The 19,114-nt window shown below is 70.5% G+C and carries 17 protein-coding genes; 5 read left to right on the top strand and 12 right to left on the bottom strand.

The annotated features are described in order from the left end of the window. Positions 1-15 precede the first annotated feature (15 nt). The 4 genes from CI089_RS05860 to CI089_RS05875 all read right to left on the bottom strand — a co-directional run bounded on the left by CI089_RS05860 (position 16) and on the right by CI089_RS05875 (position 5,141). Positions 16-1,014: an ABC transporter permease gene (locus tag CI089_RS05860; RefSeq protein WP_094260657.1), complete on the bottom strand. Its 999-nt coding sequence runs from the start codon at positions 1,012-1,014 to the stop codon at positions 16-18. Next, the gene (locus tag CI089_RS05865) at positions 1,011-1,985 is read right to left on the bottom strand and encodes an ABC transporter permease (protein WP_064955761.1); all 975 of its coding nucleotides are present in this window, start codon (positions 1,983-1,985) and stop codon (positions 1,011-1,013) included. Before CI089_RS05865 ends, CI089_RS05860 begins: the two co-directional genes overlap by 4 nt. A 1-nt stretch (position 1,986) precedes the next feature. Continuing rightward, a complete protein-coding gene (locus CI089_RS05870) occupies positions 1,987-3,681 on the bottom strand; it encodes an ABC transporter substrate-binding protein (protein WP_094260658.1) in 1,695 nt (564 codons plus the stop codon). Between the two features lie 212 nt (positions 3,682-3,893). Beyond that, positions 3,894-5,141, bottom strand: a complete 1,248-nt coding sequence (locus CI089_RS05875; protein ID WP_094260659.1) for a serine hydrolase domain-containing protein — start codon at positions 5,139-5,141, stop codon at positions 3,894-3,896. A gap of 78 nt (positions 5,142-5,219) precedes the next feature. Between CI089_RS05875 and CI089_RS05880 the strand changes: the two genes are divergently transcribed. After that, positions 5,220-5,528, top strand: coding sequence for a DUF2470 domain-containing protein (locus CI089_RS05880; RefSeq protein ID WP_094260660.1), 309 nt, complete (start codon positions 5,220-5,222; stop codon positions 5,526-5,528). Positions 5,529-5,599: 71 nt separating this feature from the next. Next, positions 5,600-6,265, top strand: coding sequence for a biliverdin-producing heme oxygenase (locus tag CI089_RS05885; RefSeq protein WP_094260661.1), 666 nt, complete (start codon positions 5,600-5,602; stop codon positions 6,263-6,265). A gap of 25 nt (positions 6,266-6,290) precedes the next feature. Here the strand turns inward: CI089_RS05885 and CI089_RS05890 are convergent, their stop codons facing one another. Continuing rightward, positions 6,291-7,670 carry an ATP-dependent DNA helicase gene (locus CI089_RS05890; RefSeq protein ID WP_036304754.1) on the bottom strand — a complete coding sequence of 460 codons (1,380 nt, stop codon included), beginning with the start codon at positions 7,668-7,670 and terminating at the stop codon, positions 6,291-6,293. A 42-nt stretch (positions 7,671-7,712) separates the two neighbouring features. Here CI089_RS05890 and CI089_RS05895 point away from each other — a divergent pair, with 42 nt between their 5' ends. After that, complete coding sequence (locus CI089_RS05895) at positions 7,713-8,849, top strand: hypothetical protein (protein ID WP_256977544.1); 1,137 nt, start codon at positions 7,713-7,715, stop codon at positions 8,847-8,849. 6 nt (positions 8,850-8,855) lie between these two features. On the opposite strand, the gene CI089_RS05900 is transcribed toward CI089_RS05895, so the two are convergent. The 7 genes from CI089_RS05900 to rpmB form a co-directional block, all read right to left on the bottom strand. Continuing rightward, positions 8,856-10,832: a cytochrome c oxidase assembly protein gene (locus CI089_RS05900; protein WP_094260662.1), complete on the bottom strand. Its 1,977-nt coding sequence runs from the start codon at positions 10,830-10,832 to the stop codon at positions 8,856-8,858. 136 nt (positions 10,833-10,968) lie between these two features. Next, positions 10,969-11,256, bottom strand: coding sequence for an HU family DNA-binding protein (locus CI089_RS05905; RefSeq protein WP_036304753.1), 288 nt, complete (start codon positions 11,254-11,256; stop codon positions 10,969-10,971). A 233-nt stretch (positions 11,257-11,489) separates the two neighbouring features. Further along, positions 11,490-12,608, bottom strand: a complete 1,119-nt coding sequence (locus tag CI089_RS05910) for an alpha/beta hydrolase (RefSeq protein WP_094260663.1) — start codon at positions 12,606-12,608, stop codon at positions 11,490-11,492. 2 nt (positions 12,609-12,610) lie between these two features. Beyond that, positions 12,611-12,739, bottom strand: a complete 129-nt coding sequence (locus CI089_RS16565; RefSeq protein ID WP_256977545.1) for a hypothetical protein — start codon at positions 12,737-12,739, stop codon at positions 12,611-12,613. Between the two features lie 451 nt (positions 12,740-13,190). Then, positions 13,191-13,496, bottom strand: a complete 306-nt coding sequence (rpsN, locus tag CI089_RS05915; RefSeq protein WP_023953697.1) for a 30S ribosomal protein S14 — start codon at positions 13,494-13,496, stop codon at positions 13,191-13,193. A 4-nt stretch (positions 13,497-13,500) separates the two neighbouring features. Beyond that, positions 13,501-13,671 carry a 50S ribosomal protein L33 gene (gene rpmG / locus CI089_RS05920; protein WP_005051772.1) on the bottom strand — a complete coding sequence of 57 codons (171 nt, stop codon included), beginning with the start codon at positions 13,669-13,671 and terminating at the stop codon, positions 13,501-13,503. Next, positions 13,671-13,907 carry a 50S ribosomal protein L28 gene (gene rpmB / locus CI089_RS05925; protein ID WP_005051771.1) on the bottom strand — a complete coding sequence of 79 codons (237 nt, stop codon included), beginning with the start codon at positions 13,905-13,907 and terminating at the stop codon, positions 13,671-13,673. The genes rpmG and rpmB overlap by 1 nt, the downstream gene beginning before the upstream one ends. A 231-nt stretch (positions 13,908-14,138) precedes the next feature. Between rpmB and CI089_RS05930 the strand changes: the two genes are divergently transcribed. Both CI089_RS05930 and CI089_RS05935 read left to right on the top strand, forming a co-directional pair. Beyond that, complete coding sequence (locus CI089_RS05930) at positions 14,139-17,138, top strand: DEAD/DEAH box helicase family protein (RefSeq protein WP_094260664.1); 3,000 nt, start codon at positions 14,139-14,141, stop codon at positions 17,136-17,138. A 148-nt stretch (positions 17,139-17,286) separates the two neighbouring features. Beyond that, complete coding sequence (locus CI089_RS05935) at positions 17,287-18,810, top strand: HNH endonuclease signature motif containing protein (protein ID WP_256977546.1); 1,524 nt, start codon at positions 17,287-17,289, stop codon at positions 18,808-18,810. Positions 18,811-19,114: the final 304 nt, after the last annotated feature.

Raw genomic sequence — 19,114 nt, forward strand, 5'->3', positions numbered from 1 at the left:
GCATCCTTTCGCCGCTCATGCTTTCGCCGCCGTTCGCACGCGAGGATCGATCGCCGCGTAGAGCAGGTCGACGACGAGGTTGCCGACGATGACGAAGAACGCCGAGAGCAGCGTCACCGCCATGATCACCGGCTGGTCGTTCGACGAGATCGAGTCGGCGGTGAGCTTGCCCACGCCGTTGATGCCGAAGACGGTCTCGGTGATCACCGCGCCGCCGAGGAGACCGGCGACGTCCATCCCGAAGATCGTGACGATCGGAGTCAGCGCCGGGCGCAGCGCGTGGCGGCGCCACACGAGGCTCGGTCGCAGCCCCTTCGCGTGCGCGGTGCGCACGAAGTTCTCCTGCAGGGTGTCGATGACGTTCGCCCGGGTCAGACGCGTGTAGACGGCGGCGTATCCGACCGCGAGCACGATCCAGGGCATGAGGAAGTTCAGGAACCACTGCACCGGATCGTCGGCGAACGGCACCGCCTGCGGGAACGGCAGCCATCCGAGCGAGACGACCAGGACGAACTGCAGGGCCAGGGCCAGGACGTAGTTCGGGATCGACATCGACCCGAGGGTCAGTCCGGCCACGAACCGGTCGGTGAACTTCCCCTCGCGCACGGCGCTGAGGACGCCGCCGACGACACCGCCGACGAGCCAGAGCACCGCCGCGCCGATCGCGATCGTCGCCGAGATCGGCAGGCGCTGCACGATCATGTCGCCCACGAGCTGCCCGGTCTGGAACGAGTAGCCGAGGCACGGCGCCCCGCACGAGACCGTGGCGCCGGCGATCTCGTACTCACGGCCGACGAACAGGCCCGAGAGGTACGTGAAGAACTGCGTGAGGAAGGGCTGGTCGAGCCCGAGGTTCGCGCGGATCTGGTCGATGCGCTCGGGCGTGCAGTTCTTGCCGCAGATCTGCACCGCAGGGTCGGGCGAGAGCACGAAGAAGATCACGAACGTGAAGAGCGTGACGAGGAACAGCACGACGACCATGCCGGTCGCGCGCGAGAGGACGAAGCGGGTCACGCGCGCACCTCCGCGCTGCCGACGAGCGCGCGGATGCGGTCGCCGAGGGTCGTGAACGAGAGCACCAGGAGGAAGAGGAAGGCGCCCGGGATGAGGAAGTACATCGGGTCGACGGCATACCAGGGGGCCGCCGAAGCGATCATCTGACCCCAGCTCGGCGTGGGCGGGACCACTCCGACGCCGAGGAACGACAGCCCGGCCTCGGTGCCGACGTATCCCGGCACCGCGAGGGTCGCCATCACGATGATGGTCGAGGAGAGGTTCGGCAGGATCTCGCGGAAGATGATCTGCACGCTCGACGCACCCGAGGCGCGAGCGGACTCGACGAACTCGCGCTCCTTGAGCGAGAGCGTCTGCGAGCGCACGATGCGGGCGAGGTAGGGCCAGCCGAACAGCGAGATGACGACGACGAGCAGGAGCACGCGGTTGTCCGCCGGTAGCGCCGACAGGATCGCGATCATGAAGATGAGGGCGGGAAAGGCCATGAGGAACTCCATGACCCGCGAGATGACCGTGTCGACCCAGCCGCCGAGGTACCCGGCCAGCATCCCGAGCACGACGCCGAGCACCGTGGTCAGGAGGGTGGCCGACAGCGCGACCGTCATCGAGACCTGGGCGCCGTAGACGATCCGGGCGAAGATGTCGCGGCCGTTGCCGGGCTCGACGCCGAACCAGTGCTCGGCGCTGATGCCGCCGAGTGGCCCGATCGGGATCGCGCCCATGTTGGGGTCGATCGCGCTCTGGTCGAACTGGTACGGAGACCAGCCGCTGATCTGCACGATGAGGGGCGCGAACACCGCCATGAGCAGCACGAGCACGATGTAGGCCAGCGAGAGCATCGCGGGCACATCGGTGAGGAAGCCTCGGAGGAGTTTCCGGCCGGACGCCGGACGGGATTCCACCGACTCGTCGAGAGGGGAATCACCGCCCGGCGTGGCCTCGACCTCGAGGGGGGCCGAGCTGAAGGTCATGTCAGCCCTTCGACGGGTCCTTGAGACCCACGATCGTGAGGTCGGTCATGTTGGTGTTGGGGATGTAGCCGGCGATGTTCGACCCCGGCAGGAAGATGCCGTTCTCGAAGACCATCGGCGCGATCGGAGCGAGCTCCATGATCTGCTTGTCGAGTTCGCCCCACGCCTCGTTGGCGGCGTCCACGTCGGTCATCGCGCGGATCTCGGCGATCCGCTCGTTGACGGCCGGGTCGTTCAGCTGCGCGAGGTTCTGGTTGCCCTTCTCGGTGATGGCCGCGCCGTCGAACAGCGGCGGGATGAACGTGCTGGCGCTCGAGGCCCAGTCGGGGCACCATCCGGTGATCGCGGCGTTGTTCTGCTGGGACGGCGTCGCGATGGTCTCGTAGTAGATCGAGGTGTCGATGACGTTGAGCTTCACGGTCGCACCGATGCGCTCGAGGCCCTGCTGCACGGCCTCGGCCTGCGCCTGGGCGACGGGGTTCGAGCGGATGTCGAGAATGAACTCGAACCCGTCGCCGAGCCCGGCTTCCGCCAACAGCGCCATCGCCTCGTCGACATCGCCGGTGTTGTCGTCTGACGGGTACAGGTCGTAGTCGAGGTGTCCGCTGACGGCCGGCGGGATGATCGTCGTCGCGACATCCGCCAGCTGGTTTCCGCCCGACGCGTTCTGGATGCTGGCGCGGTCGAGAGCCCAGTTGACGGCCTGACGCACGCGTACGTCGTCGAAGGGCGGCTTCGACGTATTGAGCGACATGTAGGTCGTGCAGTACGCCGGAGCGGTGATCGCGCGCTCCTGGAGCTGCGGCGTCTGGATGCGGGGCAGCGTGGCGCCTGCGATCTTGCCCGCGATCGCGTTCTGGTCGGCGCCTTGCCCGGCGATCATGCGCTCGTCGATCGTCGCGCCGTCGATGCCGATGTCGAACTGCCACTGGTCGGGGTAGGCCTTGCGGACGTCGTCGGTCTCGGGCTCCCAGTGCTCGTTGCGCACGAGCTTGATGGTGCTGCCGGGGGTGTAGGAGTCGAGCGTGTACGGCCCCGACGCGATGACGTCGTTGATGAACTCGTCGCCGCCGCCGGAGCCGACCGGGAACGGCACCGCGTTGGGCTGAGCGAGCACGTTGTCGAACTCGGGGAAGGGCGCCTTGAGATGGAAGACGATCGTCTTCTCGTCGGGGGTCTCGATCGTCGGCAGGTCCCCCGAGACGTACGGGCCCTGGTAATCGGCGGGCGCATCGATGACGGACTTCAGGTAGGGCGAGCCGATGCCGATCTGCGGGTCCCACGCGCGGGAGATGCCGAACTCCATCTCGGCGGAGGTGATGGGGTCGCCGTTGTCGAAGAAGAGGTCGTCCTTGAGCGTGTAGGTCCAGGTGAGTCCGTCGTCGGACACCTCGCCGAGACCGGTCGCGAGGTCGGGCACGATCGCGTTCGGGTCGTCGGAGTCGCCGGCGGCCTGCATCGTGAGGCCCCGGTAGAGCAGACGGTAGAACGCGTTGACGCCGCCGTCCCAGCCGCGGGCGGGGTCGAGGTACGAGAAGTCGGCGTTCTGGAGCATGTGGACGGTTCCGCCGGTCTGCGGCGTTCCGTCGGTACCGGTCTGCTGCGGCGAACCGCCGCCACCGGCGCACGCCGTGAGGGCGAGTGCCATGGCCGTTCCCGCGGCGAGGATGCCGGCGAATCTCCTGGTGGTGGTCATCGGTGGACCTTCCCTTTCTCTGCTCCATTGCGTCGAGTGCTGTCCATAAAACAACATCACGGTGCAATGTGCAATTGCACGATCACGCTGCATCCGTTCTACCGAGGTGAGCGCGGCGGGGAGGGCCGTGTGACACGATCGTCACGCGATCCGGCCGATTCTTCACATCCGCGAAACACAGCGGGCGTCGAACCGAGCGGCTCGGGGCCGCCTCAGGGAAGCGGGCAGATCGCGACCGACGCGAGGTCGCCGTCCATCTGCTCGGGCGTCCAGGGCAGACCCGCCGGCGGCGCGGTCTCGCCCGAGGCTGCGGGAGCCTTCGACGCGATCGCGGCGAGCTGCCACCCGAGCACGCGGATCGCCTCGGCCGAAGCGCGGGAGTTGTTCAGCACGGCGACGACCGTGAGGCCCGTCTCGCGATCGGCGAAGGCCACGGTCTGGTAGCCCGGGATCGAGCCGTACTGCCCGATGAGGGTTCCTGCCTGATAGGCGCCGCCGTCGACGGTGTACCAGGTCGGCACACCCTCGCCCGTCGGGATGGGGGAGCCGAAACGCTGGTCGTCGTCGAACGGACGCAGCCCCGTCGCGAGCGCGCGGGCATAGCGGCCGAGGTCGGCGGCCGTCGTCACGACGCCCGAGGCCGTGAACCCGGCCGAGGGAGACAGCGCGGTGAGGTCCGCGGCCGTCGAGCAGTCGGGCGTCCCCTCGGGCGTCAGCACGGACTGCGTGCCGTGAAGGCCGACGTCCGCGGTGCGCGAGGGCAGGGAGGAGGCCGCCATGCCGAGCGGCTCGAAGACGTAGCGCTGGAACAGCTCCGCGGCGGTGCTGTTCGAGGCGCGCTCCAGGGCCATGCCGAGGAGGACATACCCGGCATCCGAGTCGACGTAGGACGTGCCGCCCGTCGGACCCGAGGCCGCCAGGCCGTAGGCGAGGAGCTCGTGCGGAGCCCACGGGCGCGCCGGGTTCGCCTCCCACCGGCCCTGCAGACGCGGCTGGTACGACCCGAGGCCCGACGTGCTGTCGCACAGCTGCTCGAGGGTGACGACGGGGGTCGCGGGGAATCCGACGATCCACTGGGTCACGGGGTCGTCGAGTTCGACGGTGCCGTCCGCGGCCATGCCGTAGAGCACGTCGCACGTCATCGCACGAGTGACGGGTCCGGCCTTGAACGAGTCCTCGGCGGTGACATCCGTTCCGTCGGGGTTGGTGCCGAAGCCCTGCACCCACTGGCCCGACCAGGGCACCCAGACGCCCGCGATCGCACCGGCCGAGCCGGTCATCGCCATCGCACGCTCGACCGCGGCGGTGAGCTGCGCCTGCGTGTCGCCGCCGATCTCACCGTCGGCCTGCGGGGGCACGGGGACACTGCCGACGCTCGCGGGCGCGCACGCCGAAAGACCGAGCGCGAGCGCGACCGCAACGGCGATCCCCGCGCTTCGACGGCGTCGAGTCGCACGCATTCCTGAGCCACCCCCCGAGATGTATGCCTCCAGTGAATCACACCGCTCCTGAGGATCCCGCGAACCTAGGGTGGACGCATGACACACGTTTTCGACGCCGACGCCATCTCGGGCGTGCTCGGTCACATGAACGACGATCACCGCGACGACAACCTGCTCATCGCGCGCGCGTTCGGCGAACCGGATGCCGCGGCGGCGACGATGACGCACTTCGACGGCGACGGCGGGGATTGGCAGGCGGTTCGGGCCGACGGCGGCACCCGGGAACTCCGCGTGGCGTGGCCCGGCGGCCCCATCACCGAGCGCCGCGAGGTGCGCCGGGAGATCGTCGCGCTGTACGACGAGGCCTGCGCGCGACTCGGCGTGGAGCCTCGCCCGCACGACTGAGCGTTACGGATTCGTTAAGAGGTCGGCGAGAAACCTTCAGGTTAGCTGTACCTAAGTGCTATCGTCGGGCCATGCTCGAACCGATCCCCTTCTCGACCGCTCTCCGCGAGCGCTCCAGCTCTGCGCACTCCGGCAGCGAAGGCGCCGGCTTCATGTCCGACCTCATGCGCGGCAAGGGCACCCGCGACGACTACGTCGCCCTGGTCGCGCAGCACTGGTTCATCTACGAGGCGCTCGAGGACGCGGCATCCCGGATGGCCGCCGACCCGGTCGCCGCGACGTTCATCAGCGACAAGCTCACCCGGCTCCCCGCGCTCGAGGCCGACCTCGAGTTCCTGATCGGTTCCGACTGGCGCGAGCGGATCACGCCGCTGCCGACGACCGAGCGCTACGTCGCCCGCATCAACGAGGTCGGGGCCACCTGGGCCGGCGGTTTCGTCGCGCACCACTACACCCGCTACCTCGGCGACCTGTCGGGCGGCCTGTTCATCGGCAAGCTGATGGCCCGCCAGTTCGGCTTCGAGACCAACGGCATCGGCTTCTACATCTTCGGCGACATCGCCGATCCGGCGGAGTTCAAGGAGCGCTACCGCGAACAGCTCGACGCCGCTCCCTGGGACGAGGCCGAGCAGCAGCGGGTGATCGACGAGGTGCTCGTCGCGTACCAGTTCAACACCGACCTGTTCACCGACCTCGCCGACGCGAAGGCCGCGCGCGCGGCATCCGTCGTCGCCTGATTCCCGCGGGGCGTGACGGCGCCTCTCACATGCCGGCGGCGCGGACGGCGGCCATGAAACGCCGCACGTCGTGGTCGACCAGGATGTCGCTGGGGCGGAGCGGTCGCGACAGGTAGAGCCCGTCGAGCGAGGTCAGCCGCGAGAGCGCGACATAGGTCTGCCCCGGCGCGAAGGCGCCCGACCCGAGGTCGACGATCGCGCGGTCGTAGGTCTTGCCCTGCGACTTGTGGATCGTCACCGCCCAGGCCAGCCGGAGCGGGAACTGCGTGAACTCCGCCACGATCTCGCGGGTCAGCTTGCGCGAGCCCGGGTCGTACGCGTAGCGGAACCGTTCCCAGACGGCGGGCTCGACGTCGTGCTCCTCACCGTCGAGCTCCACGCGGACCGATGACCCGGCGATGCGGGTGACGGTTCCGATGGAGCCGTTGACCCAGCGCGGGCCGTCACCGGCGTAGCCCGCGACGTCGTTGCGGAGGAACATCACCTGGGCGCCGACCTTCAGCTGCAGCTCGGGGTCGGCCGGGTACGACGTCTCGCCCCGCCCGAAGTCGCCGCTCACGTCGGCCTTCGCCGTCTGCACCGGCCCCGTGAGGGCGTCGAGATGCCGCTGGTTGATGCGGTTGACGGCATCGTTGCGCGTCGCGAGAGTGATGACGGGCGGCTCGTCGCCGGTGGGAGGCGGCGGCGTGCGGGCTCCCGCCGCATTGAGGGCCGCGGCGATGTCCGCCGTGACGACGCCGTACCGGACGGCGTTGAGCATCTCCTTGAAGCCCGCGTCCGCCTGACGGTGGATCTCGCCGAGCTCCGCGATGTGCAGCGGAGCACCGACGCGTCCGAGGTCGAGCAGCCCGTCCGAGCGGATCGCGCCAGCATCCGCCTTGGGCCCCGCCCACACCTGCGCGTCGAAGAACCAGAACGAGCGGTAATGGTCGCGGATGTACTTCAGCTCGTCGCCGCGCGGCGGCACCGGCGAGAGCTGATACGGATCGCCGAACATGACGATCTGCACGCCGCCGAAGGCCTCGGAGCGCCGCCGGCGGGCTTGACGCAACGACCGGTCGATCGCATCCATCACATCGGCGTTGACCATCGAGATCTCGTCGATGACGAGCGTGTCGATCGCGTTGAGGATGCGGCGCGTCGGTTCGGACTGCTCGAGTTCGCTGTCGGCGACGAGACCGATCGGCAGCCGGAAGAGGGAGTGGATCGTCTGCCCCTCGACGTTGAGGGCGGCGACGCCCGTCGGGGCGCAGATGGCGATCTGCTTGTCGGTGTTCCACGCGAGGTGCTGCAGCAGCGTCGACTTGCCGGTACCGGCTCGCCCCGTGACGAAGACGTGGTCGCGGGTCGTCTCGATCCGGCGGAACAGTGCCTCCTGCTCAGCGGAGAGAGGCGGCAAGGTCACCGATTCATGGTAGCCACAGGTGAGCCTTCCTAGACTTGTGCTGTGCACGAGGCGCAGACGACTCCGGACGCCGCGACCGGCGACGATGAGTCGAGCGCGCCCGAGGGCGTCCGCCGCCCGGGGCGGGGTCGCCGGCGCGGCGAACGCAGCGGTCGCCGGCTCGCCCTCGACCTCACAGCGATCGGGCTCCTCTCGGTGCTCGCACTCGGTGCGCTGGGTGTCGGCGGTGTCGCCGTCTACCGCACGCTCTACAGTCCCGCGGCATTCGTCGAGCGCTACCTGTCGCTGCTGAGCAGCGGCAGCGCCGCCGACGCGCTGCGCCTGCCGGGCGTCGCGATGGACTCGGCCGAACTCGCCGCGGCGGAACTGCCGACGACGACATCCGAGGTGCTGCTGCGCCGCGCTGCCCTCGCACCCCTGTCGGACGTCTCGGTGATCGGCGAGCGCGTACGCGGCGACGTCACCGAGATCACCGTGACCTACCTCGCGAACGGTCACCGCGGCCGCACCCAGTTCGACGTCGAGCAGGACGGCTGGATCGGCATCGCCCCGGCGTGGCGCTTCGCCCACAGCCCGCTCTCGGCGATCGACCTCACGGTGCGAGGAGCCACCCGGTTCCAGGTCAACGGCTTCGAGCTCGACACCCGCCAGGTCGCACCCGAGGGCGTGGATGCCGACCCGCTCGTGCCCGTCTCGATGCTCGTCTTCTCTCCCGGCGCCTACTCGATCTCGGTCGACACCCCGACGGCGCAGACGCCCGGGGTGGCCGTGCTCTCCGATGCTCCGCAGAAGGCGGTCCCCGTCGATCTGCAGACCCAGCCGACTCCGGAGTTCGTCGAGGTCGTGCAGGACCGCGTCGACGAGTTCCTCGCGTCGTGCGCGACGCAGCAGGTGCTGCAGCCGACGGGGTGCCCGTTCGGGTACTTCGTCCGCAACCGCGTCGAGGGCGCTCCGCAGTGGTCGATCGCGGAGAACCCGAAGATCGAGGTCGTGCCGGACGGCGCGCAGTGGGCCATCCCGAGCACCCGCGCCGTCGCCCACATCGACGTCGACATCCGCTCGATCTACGACGGGCGGCTCAACAAGGTGTCGGAGGACGTCGAGTTCTTCCTGACGGGCACGATCACGATCCTGCCCGACGGCACGGCATCCATCCAGGTGTCGGCCGACCAGGGCTGAGCGCGGTCAGCGGCTCCGCGCCGCGTCGCGGCGGGCGAGCTCGGCGAGGCGCTCGTTGTACTCCTCGAGCTCGGTGTCGCCGGCACGGTCGACCTGACGGTCGCGGCGGCGCTGCATCCGGTCATCCGATCGGCTCCACTGGATCGCGACCGTGATCGCGAGGATCAGGGTGGGGATCTCGCCCACAGACCAGGCGACGCCGCCGCCGATGTACTGGTCCTCGAGCGGCGTCGGCCCCCAGGTTCGGCCCATCGACCCGAACCACTCCGCCGCGAACATCCCCGACGACATCATGATCGCGATGCCGAAGAAGGCGTGCATCGCCATGACCGCGATGAGAGTGAGGAGGCGGAACGGGTACGGCAGCCGGTAGGGCACCGGGTCGATGCCGATCAGCGACAGCACGAACAGGTAGCCCGAGATGAGGAAGTGGACGACCATCCACTCGTGTCCGATGTGGTCGTACAGCGACCAGCGGAACAGGTCGGTGTAGTAGAAGACCCACAGCGAGCCGATGAACATGATCGACGCGAACGCCGGGTGCGTGACGACGCGCGAGAACGGGGTGTGCACGGCCCAGAGGATCCACTCGCGCCCGCCGCGCGACCCGTCGTCGCGCTTGCGGATGGCGCGGGCCGCCAGCGTCACCGGCGCCCCCGCCACGAGGCACAACGGGATCGCCATCGACAGCAGCATGTGCCCGACCATGTGCAGGCTGAAGAGGTAGTCCTGGTAGGCGTTGATGGGCCCGCTGGTGACCCACAGCAGCAGGAGCAGGCCGAAGACCCACAGCGCCGTCCGGTAGATCGGCCAGCGGTCGCCGCGCTTGCGCAGGCGCCGGACACCGGCGAGGTAGAAGAACAGGCCGAAGCCGACGGCGAAGACCCAGAGCAGGTCGACATCCCACATCGTGAACCAGCGGTCGATCGTCAGCTCGGGAGGCAGCACGGTGCCGGTCAGGATCTGGGCCGGTGTCTGCTGCTCGGGAAGGGTCGTGTCGACGGGCGGAGGCGTGCGCGCGAGCGCGGCGGCAGCTCCGCTCGCGATGCCCATGAAGACGATCTCGACGGTGACGAGCAGCCAGAACACCCGCGCCGCGCCCGACGAGGCGAGCTTGGTGATGAGCCGGCCGCGATACGAGGCGCCGAGGACGCCCATCGCGATGAGGGCGACGACCTTGACAAGCAGCAGCGCGCCGTATGGCGAGAGCAGGTTGGCGGGCGAGAGGATCGCGACGGCGGCGCGGACCGTTCCCGAGACCGCGACCACGATGAAGGCGACGAGCGCGATGCTCGAGTAGCGCGACACGATCGCGACCATGTCGGCCCGCTCGACGACGGGCCGGATGATGACGAGCAGCAGCAGGCCGCCGAGCCAGACCGCGGCGGCGACGATGTGCAGGGCGAGCGCGGTGACGGCGATGTTGTGGTTCGCCTCCTCGCCGGAGTGCCCCTGGGTCGCCATCGGGATGAGGGATGCCGCCGCGAGGATGCCGACGATGAGCGTCGAGGTCCAGCCGCGGACGGCGAACGTGAGCACCGTGAGCACGGCGCCGGCGATCGTCGTCAGCAGCCAGGCGCGCCCGGCCTCGGTGTCGACGAGGAACCGGCCGAGCTGCTGGCCGAACTCCGCGCTGGCACTGGGGGCTGCGCCCAGCAGGTTGAGGAAGGTGAAGAACGCGGTGCCCGCGCTCGCGACGGTGAAGATCGCCGCCGAGATCGACGCGGTGTCGAGGGCCGTCTCGAACGGGCGCTCCCCCGCGCGCAGGGCGAACAGGGCCACGACGAGGGATCCGACCATGCCGGCTGCCGCCAGATTGACGAGCAGCTTGATGATCGGCAGACCCCACCGGACGATGGGTCCGGGGTCGAGCAGCTGCAGCGGGGCGGCGCCGCCACCGGCCGCGAGGCCGATGAGGACGACGATGAGAGCCGACACAGCGAGGATCGCCGGTCCGGCGAGACGCTGCGCTCGGGATTCCACCCCACCAGCCTACGGCGGCCGGACACCCCGGGCCTCTCAGCCTCTCAGCCTCTCAGCCTCGAGGTCCCAGGCGGGCGCGGCGGGAACGACGGAGGGGGATGCCGTACGGCATCCCCCTCCGGTGAATCGTCGTCGATTACTTGACGGCGGCCTTCAGCTTCGAGCCGGCGGTCACCTTGACGCGCTTGCCCGCGGCGATCTTGATCTCCTCGCCGGTCTGCGGGTTGCGGCCGGTGCGAGCGGCGGTGTCGACCTGCTCGAAGGCGATCCAGCCCGGGATCGAGACCTTGCTGCCCTTGGCGACGGCCTCGGAGACGGTCGTGAAGAGCGAGTCGAGCACGCCCGAGACGGCGGCCTGGCTCTGACCGGTGGCGCTGGCGATGCTCGCGACGAGCTCGGTCTTGGTGATGGACTTGTCAGCCATAGGGTTGTCCTCCAGACGGCGGACGACGGACGCGCCGCCGACAGCGTGGGTGGTTCCCGGGGGACTCGCGTCCCGCGGTTGGTCGTTCGACCGGTCCCGAATATACGCGGATTCCGCGGAATTTCGCGGATTTACCGGCATCCGGGGGTGCTTTCACCCGGCGTGTCGCCCGTTTTCGGGGCCCGTGGGACCAATGTGACGTCCGCGCGGGGTCGCCGGGGTCGGCTCGACGGTCAGATCCGGCGCAGTGCCGCGACGACCTCGGCCTCCCACCGCCGTGCCGCGGGAAGCGCTCCGACGAAGATCGGGGTGTCGTGCGTGACCCCGAGATACCGGGTCGCGCTCGCCTCGACGCCGGCGCGGCGCAGCTTCGCGGCGTAAGCCGCGCCGTCGCTGCGCAGCGGGTCGTACTCCGCGGTCAGGATCACCGCCGGCGGCAGGTCGGCGAGCGAGTCGGCACGCATCGGCGATGCGTAGGACTCGTGCGCCCGCGAGCGGTCGCCGAGATACGTGCGGGCGACCGAGACCAGCTCGCGCACGGCGATGAACGCCGGGATGCCGAGGGCGTATGTCGCGCGCAGATCGATGAATCGCCCCGTGAGGTCGGTCACCGGCACCTCGAGGATCTGCGCCGCGACGGGAAGCCGCGCCCGATCGCGGTTCATGAGGGTCAGGACCGCCGCGATGTTGCCGCCCGCCGACGACCCCGAGATGCCGACGCGGTCCGGGTCGACGCCGAGCGTCGCCGCCTCGCCGTGCAGCCACTCCCACGCGGCGTACGCCTGCTCGATCTGGGTCGGGTAGCGGTGCTCGGGTGCGAGCGAGTAGTCGACCGCGACGAGGACGACACCGGATGCCTCGGCACGGCGCCGGCACGCGGCATCCGCCGTCGGGTAGTCGATGCCGCCGATACGGAAGGCGCCGCCGCCGAGGACCAGGCACGCGGGCGCGGGCTCGCCGGCGACGAGGGTGCTCGGACGGTAGACCCGCACACGCACGTCGGGGTAGCCGGGCACCGGGACGACGTGCTCGGACGTCTCGATCGCGGGGCCCGGCGTTCCGACTGTGCGGAGCTCCTGGCGGTCCCAGGCGAGCGCGGCCTTGCGGTGACGCTCGCGCGGCGTGAGCGGGCGCTTGCCCGCGGGCTTCGCAGGGGCGGGGGTGGGGGCCGGGGCCGGGACGGGGGCGGGGGCTGGGCTGGGGGCCGTGCCCGGTACGCCCTCCGCGGCCGGAGATCGCGGGATCCGCGGCATCCGCTCGGCCACCGCTGACGTGACCGAACGCCAGGCCTGCCGCAGGAGGTAGCGCCGGTGCGTGCGCAGCCGCTCCGCGAAGAACGGATCCAACGGCATGGTCAGTCTCCGTCCGCGCGCTCAGTGCGCTCGTCGAGCTCGCGCAACCGCCGGAGCTTCGACCAGGGCACGAAGACGATCCACATCACCGACGCGATCGCGCCGCCCATGATCATCGAGCTGATGTCCATGCTCCGACCGTAGCCGTTGGCGCGGATACCCGTCCCGAACGCAGGCTCGAAGCCACCCGGTGGGCCCCGCCGACGGTTGTGGCGACGCCCAGCCTGTTCACGGCCCCGGGCCGGGGCGGGGTGAGCCAGGCACGGCCGGGGTGGGCCGGACTGGGTCGGGGTGCGCAAGGCCGGGGTGGGCCAGGGCCGGCGGGGCATGCCGAACTCCAGCCGAGCCGAGGCGCCCGAACCGGCGGCCCGAACCGGCGGACTGCGTGCCGAATACAGGCTCAGCGGGGCTCGCGCGCCCCGCAGCAGCCGGATCCCGGGGCTCAGCCTGTCGACGGCACCGACGGCACAGCCGAACTGCGCCGCACACTCCGGCCCGGGCACAGCCCGGCACGGCCGGGAACGACGAAGCCCCCGTCCCGACGAATCGGGGCGGGGGCTTCGGCGCTGTGTTGCAGGCCGCTTACCAGCTCGACTTGGTCACACCGGGCAGCTCGCCCTTGTGCGCCATGTCGCGGAAGCGGACGCGCGAGATGCCGAACTTCGAGAGGTGTCCACGGGGGCGACCGTCGATCGCGTCGCGCTTGCGGACGCGAACCGGCGACGCGTTGCGCGGGAGCTTCTGCAGGCCGACGCGGGCGGCCTCGCGGGCCTCGTCGGTCGCGTTCGGGTCGACGAGGGTCTTCTTCAGCTCGGCACGCTTCTCGGCGTAGCGGGCGACGACCTCTTCACGCTGGTTGTTGCGCGCGATCTTGCTCTTCTTAGCCATGAGATCAGCGCTCCTCTCGGAATTCGACGTGCTTGCGGATCACCGGGTCGTACTTCTTCAGCACGATGCGGTCGGGGTTGTTGCGACGGTTCTTGCGCGTCACATAGGTGTACCCCGTACCGGCGGTCGAACGGAGCTTGATGATCGGACGGACGTCCTGAGCCTTCTTCGCCATTAGAGCTTCACACCCTTCGCGATGAGGTCCTTCACGACCGATTCGATGCCGCGGGCGTCGATGACCTTGATGCCCTTAGCCGACACGTTCAGCGTGATCTTGCGACCGAGCGAAGGAACGTAGTAGGTCTTCTTCTGCACGTTCGGGTCGAAGCGGCGCTTCGTCCGGCGGTGCGAGTGCGAGATGTTGTGACCGAAGCCGGGAACTGCTCCGGTCACCTGGCACACTGCTGCCATAGTGATTCTCCTTAGTACCGTGACACCGGACGGTGCCACCCAAGATCCCTTGTCTGCACCCGCGCCTCATCCGGCCGTTTCGGGCATGTGATGGGGAGTGGGTACGTACTGCGTGCTGGAGTGCGCGCAGACAAACAGTCAGTCTAGCACGCGGCGGCGTGTCGCCTTGACCGTGCGCCCCGTCCGGAGGCGCCGGGATGCCGCGTCGGCGAGGTCTGACATACTGCCGCTATGCCGCCGGAGGTCGATGCTCCCCTTCGGCGCTGGGTCTTCCACGGAAGACTGCGGCACTACCAGGCCGATGCGCTCGAACGCGTGGATGCCTCCGGCCCGGACCCGCTGCACATCGTCGCACCGCCGGGCTCGGGCAAGACTCTGCTCGGCCTCCTGCTGGCGATGCGGCGCGGAACCCGGACGCTCGTCCTCGCTCCGACGATCACGATCCGCGACCAGTGGGCCGCCGAGGCGCGGCGCCTGGCACCGGACGCCGCCGATGTCTCGACCGCCGGCGACGCCCCGAGCGAGCTGACCGCGCTGACCTACCAGTCGCTCAGCGTGCTCGACGGCGAGAACCCCCTCGCCGCGCTGGCGCACGAGCGCTGGCGGCACGAGCTCGAGGCGGACGGCCGGTCGACGGATGCGGCATCCGCCTGGCTCGACGCTCTCCGCTCGGGCAACCGCCGCGCGTACGCAGCCGGGATCGCGCGGCGCTCCCGCACGCTGCGGCGCCGCATCGCTCAGGAGGACCCGGACGCGCTGTCGCGCGCGCTGCATCCGAATGCTCGCGCGCTGATCGAGCGCCTCGTCGACCACGGCGTCGACACCGTCGTGCTAGACGAGTGCCATCACCTGCTCGACCATTGGGCGCTCGTGGTCGCGGCGCTCGTGGCACGGCTGCGCGCAGCGGGGCGTTCCCCGCTCGTCATCGGCCTGACCGCCACGCTCCCCTCTCCCGACGACGGCAACGCCTACGACAACTACACGTCACTTCTCGGGGACGTCGACTACGAGGTTCCGATCCCCGCGGTCGTCCGCGAGGGCAATCTCGCTCCCTACCGCGAACACGTGCGGTTCGTCGAGCCGACGACGGACGAGCTCGCATTCCTGACGGGAGCAGCGACGGGGCTCGAGGTGCTCCTCCGCTCGACGTTCGCGCACGGCGACGGGGCCGATCACCTCGTGAGGATGCTCCAGCCGTCGACGGATGCCGCCGGCGACGGCGAGTCGCCGGCCGCGCCCCTCGTGCCACCCCCTCCCCCGCCCGCGCGCGGTGCGGAGAAGGACCGCGCCGACATCCGGCTGTCGCGGGCGTTCGCCGATGACTTCGCCGGATCCGAGGCTGCCGCGGCGATGCTCGCGACGGTCCATCCCGATCACCCGCTCGTCGATCGCCTTCCGGTCGCGGCGCGGCGCACGCCGACGACCGAGGAGTCGCTGCGGCTGCTGGGCCGGTTCGCGCTCGACCGCATCCTCCCCGATCCGGCCGCCCGGGAACGGTGGGAGCGGATCCGGGCGACCCTCGCCGACTTCGGCCTCTCGCTGACCGACCGGGGCCTGCGCCGCACGCGCGACCCGATCGACACCATGCTGGCTTCCTCGCTGTCGAAGGACCGAGCAGTCTGCGACATCCTGCGGCTCGAACGAGACCGGATCGGATCGCGTCTGCGCGCCCTCGTCGTCTCGGACTTCAGCGAGCACGGCAACCGCCACGGCGGACTGATCGGGCGGGCGGGCGCCATGCGGACCTTCGACGTCCTCGTGACGGACGCCGCGACCGCCGACCTGCGCTGCGCCCTGGTGACCGGATCGACGACGCGCATCGCGACGCGTCACGTCGAGTCGCTGTTCTCGGCGTGGGCGGCCGCCCTCGGCGCCGAGGGGGCATCGCCGCCATCGATCGCCGCGGTCGCGGCGCCCGATGATCCAGGGGTGTCCGAGATCTCTGCACCGGGCGTCGGCGCCGCGGGTTTCGTCCGCGCCGCCTCGATCCTGTTGGCGCGCGGCGAGCTCGACGTCATCGTCGGAACGCGCGGACTGTTCGGCGAGGGATGGGACTGCCCGGCGGTCAATACGCTCATCGACCTGTCGTCGGTGGCGACGGCCCCCGCGACCCAGCAGCTGCGCGGGCGCGCGCTGCGGCTGGACCCGGACTGGCCGGAGAAGGTCGCGCACATCTGGACCGTGACGGCGATGCTCCCGCCGTCGTCGCCGATCGACGCGTCCCCCGACCTGTCGCGGCTGGGGCGCAAGCACGAGCGCCTCTGGGGTGTGCACCGCGACGATCCTCGTCGCATCGTCCGCGGCGTCCCGGGTGTGCTGACGGCTGATCAGCGCCGTCTGCTCGCGTCGGGCCGGCCCTCGGCGCGAGAACTCGATGGGCTGACGATCGTCGAGTCGCGCGAGCGCACGCGCGCGCTCTGGCGCGTCGGCGAGGACTACCTCGACCGGGAGTCGATCGACGCGACCGTCGCGCGGCGCACGCACGAGCCGACGTTCCGGACGCGGGGACGAGCGGATGCCGCGCTCGGAGCCGGAACTGCCGCCGCGGGCGTCGTCGCCACGGCGTCGCTCGCTCTCATGATCGCGGGCGGCGCAGGCGCGGCGGGCGGCGTGGGCGCGGGCGTGGCGGGATTCGCGGGGCTCGCGGTCGGAGCGGCGGTGCTGGTCGCCACCCTCGCCGTGGGGATGCCGCTCGCCCGCGCCTGGTGGCGCTCCCGGCGCGCGCACGCCGAAGCGCCGGAGCTGTACCGCCGCATCGCGGGCATCGTCGTGGCCGCATTGCAGCGTTCCGGGCGTCTGAGCGAAGCCGCGACGCCCGAGGTGATCGTCGAACGGCCGACGGATGCCAGCGGCATCCAGCAGTTCGAACTGCGCCTGCGGAACGCCTCCCCCGACGAGCAGCGCGTCTTCGCCGGAGCGATGGCGGAGCTGCTCGGTCCGGTGCGGACACCGCGATTCCTGCTGCAGGTGGATGCCGGCGGACGGACTCCGCTCGTGCGATGGCTGCTGAAGCGAGCGTCGCGATCGAGCGCGGCGCAGTTCTTGCCGGTGCCGACGGCGTTCGGGATGTCGGGGCCGCGGATCCGCGCCTTCGCCGACGACTGGCAGCGGGCGGTGGGCCCGTGCGCGCTCCACTTCGTCGACAGTCCGGATTCGCTCGCGACACTCGCGGAGGCACGCCGCGGCGGAGCGGTCGCCGGCGACCTCGCCGTCGTCGAACGCTGGGACTGACGGTGACGGGGCGCGCGGGCGGCGGGTCGCGGGCCTGGGACGGCGACGACGGACGCGGCGGCGAGGTGAACTTCGAATGAGTTTCGGGTCCCGCGGCGCCCTGTGGATAGTCGGGCGCGATGTCGGAGGCCCATGGCAACATTAGAACATGCATTCGAATGACGGGCTCGGTAGCGGGATGGGCAGCGACGGTGACGTCGACGTCCTCGCGGCGCTCGTCGCGGATGCCGAGGGGGCGGCGGATGTCGTTCGGGCCGGTCAGATTCGTGAGGTTCGGGTGCTCGCCGCGGCGGGGGTTCTCGCCGAGAAGCAGGCTGCCGGGGCGTCGGAGAAGGTCAAGGCGCGGGAGATGGCGTTGCGCGGGATCGCCGCCGAGCTCGCCGGAGTGTTCGTCACGACCGACCGGACGCTGCAGCGCCGGATAGATGAAGCCCGCGATCTGGTCGAGAACTACCCGGTGACGATGGCGGCGTGGGAGGCCGGGCGCATCGTCCGCGGCCACGTGCGGGTCATCCAGGAGGTCGGGTGCCTCGTGCCCGTGGCGGATCGGGCGGAGTTCGAACGGGTCGCGGTCGAACGGTGCGAGGGCGAAAGGCCCAACCGGGTGCTGGAGGCGTTGCGGATGATCGCGGAGCGCATGCACCCGCGGACGTTCACCGAGCGGCACGAGGAAGCCGCCGCGGGACGGTGCGTGCGGGTGCAGCCCAGTTCGGATGGGATGTCGGATCTCATCGCGACGCTGCCGACCGTCATCGCCGACGGGATCGTCGACCGGCTCACGCGGCAGGCGCGGGAGATCATCAACGCACGGGCACAGGCTGACGCTGCGAGCGCAGGGGCGGGCGCCGGGGGCGATGCCGCCGCGAGTACCGACGCGGGGAGAGCTGACGCCCTGTTCAACCCGGACGCGGCCGGCGCCGACGGGATGGTCGACCCCACCCACGGCGACGTGTCCTCGTTCGTCGACGATGCCCGAACGATCGACCAAGTCCGCGCCGACGTGTTCAGCGACCTCCTCCTCGCCGGGACGCCCACCCTCGACCCGACCGCCACGGGCGACGGGAACGGGACACTCGGGGCGATCCGCGCGCACGTCCAGGTCGCCGTCTCCGCGCTCACGCTCATGGGGCAAGACGACGGGCCCGCCGATCTAGCCGGGCGCTCCCCCATCGACGCCGCCACCGCCCGCGAGCTCGCCGGCAACGCGACCTCGTGGGACCGGCTGCTCACCCACCCCGTCACCGGGACGGTGCTCGAATGCGACAGCTACCGGCCCACGAGCGCGATGATCAGGCTACTGCGGGCGCGGGACCGGCACTGCCGGTTCCCCGGATGCCGACAACCCGCCATCCGCTGCGAACTCGACCACACCATCGCCGCATCCGACGGCGGGGTCACCCACGTGTGCAACCTCGCGAACCTCTGCAAAAGACACCACGACGTCAAACACCACACCCGATGGCAGGTACGACAACTCCCCGGCGGCCGGCTCGTATGGACCTCACCCACCGGACGGATCTATCGCGAAGACGCACCACCGCCCCTCGTCGTCTTCACTCTGACGGTTCCACCCGATCCAGCCGACGACGAGAAATCGCCCTCCCGCTCTGGCCCGCCATCCCGGTCGCCAGGTGGCCCCGGCACGCCACCGGGGGCAGCCCCGCCGTTCTGACGGTTTCCCTTTGCGTCGCGCCGGACGCGTCAGGGTGCTCCCGCACGCGCCGGGGAATCCGACCGCGCCAGGGCACTTCCGCCGCGCCAGGGGACTTCCGCCCCGCCAGGGGACTTCCGCCGCGCCCGCGCCGCGACCAAGGGCATCGGCTGTGTGCCGCGTCGGCAGGTATCCGGCCCGAAGTCACGCAGCGCGGTCGAACGGCAGCGACCGCGCAACGCAGCGTCGGCGAGACTTCGACCCGCCGTCACGCGGCGCGGTCGAGCGTCAGCGGCGCGCAACGCAGCTTCAGCGAGACTCCGGC

The sequence above is a fragment of the Microbacterium sp. Yaish 1 genome (genome assembly GCF_002245215.1).
Lineage (GTDB): Bacteria > Actinomycetota > Actinomycetes > Actinomycetales > Microbacteriaceae > Microbacterium.

Bases quoted from the DNA above. Each gene is read 5' to 3' on its own strand.
- CI089_RS05885 (WP_094260661.1), top strand. From the start codon at position 5,600: ATGCTCGAACCGATCCCCTTCTCGACCGCTCTCCGCGAGCGCTCCAGC.
- CI089_RS05905 (WP_036304753.1), bottom strand. From the start codon at position 11,256: ATGGCTGACAAGTCCATCACCAAGACCGAGCTCGTCGCGAGCATCGCC.
- CI089_RS16565 (WP_256977545.1), bottom strand. From the start codon at position 12,739: ATGGACATCAGCTCGATGATCATGGGCGGCGCGATCGCGTCGGTGATG.
- CI089_RS05880 (WP_094260660.1), top strand. From the start codon at position 5,220: ATGACACACGTTTTCGACGCCGACGCCATCTCGGGCGTGCTCGGTCAC.
- CI089_RS05935 (WP_256977546.1), top strand. From the start codon at position 17,287: ATGCATTCGAATGACGGGCTCGGTAGCGGGATGGGCAGCGACGGTGAC.
- CI089_RS05865 (WP_064955761.1), bottom strand. From the start codon at position 1,985: ATGACCTTCAGCTCGGCCCCCCTCGAGGTCGAGGCCACGCCGGGCGGT.
- CI089_RS05875 (WP_094260659.1), bottom strand. From the start codon at position 5,141: ATGCGTGCGACTCGACGCCGTCGAAGCGCGGGGATCGCCGTTGCGGTC.
- CI089_RS05930 (WP_094260664.1), top strand. From the start codon at position 14,139: ATGCCGCCGGAGGTCGATGCTCCCCTTCGGCGCTGGGTCTTCCACGGA.
- rpmG (WP_005051772.1), bottom strand. From the start codon at position 13,671: ATGGCGAAGAAGGCTCAGGACGTCCGTCCGATCATCAAGCTCCGTTCG.
- rpsN (WP_023953697.1), bottom strand. From the start codon at position 13,496: ATGGCTAAGAAGAGCAAGATCGCGCGCAACAACCAGCGTGAAGAGGTC.
- rpmB (WP_005051771.1), bottom strand. From the start codon at position 13,907: ATGGCAGCAGTGTGCCAGGTGACCGGAGCAGTTCCCGGCTTCGGTCAC.
- CI089_RS05910 (WP_094260663.1), bottom strand. From the start codon at position 12,608: ATGCCGTTGGATCCGTTCTTCGCGGAGCGGCTGCGCACGCACCGGCGC.
- CI089_RS05870 (WP_094260658.1), bottom strand. From the start codon at position 3,681: ATGACCACCACCAGGAGATTCGCCGGCATCCTCGCCGCGGGAACGGCC.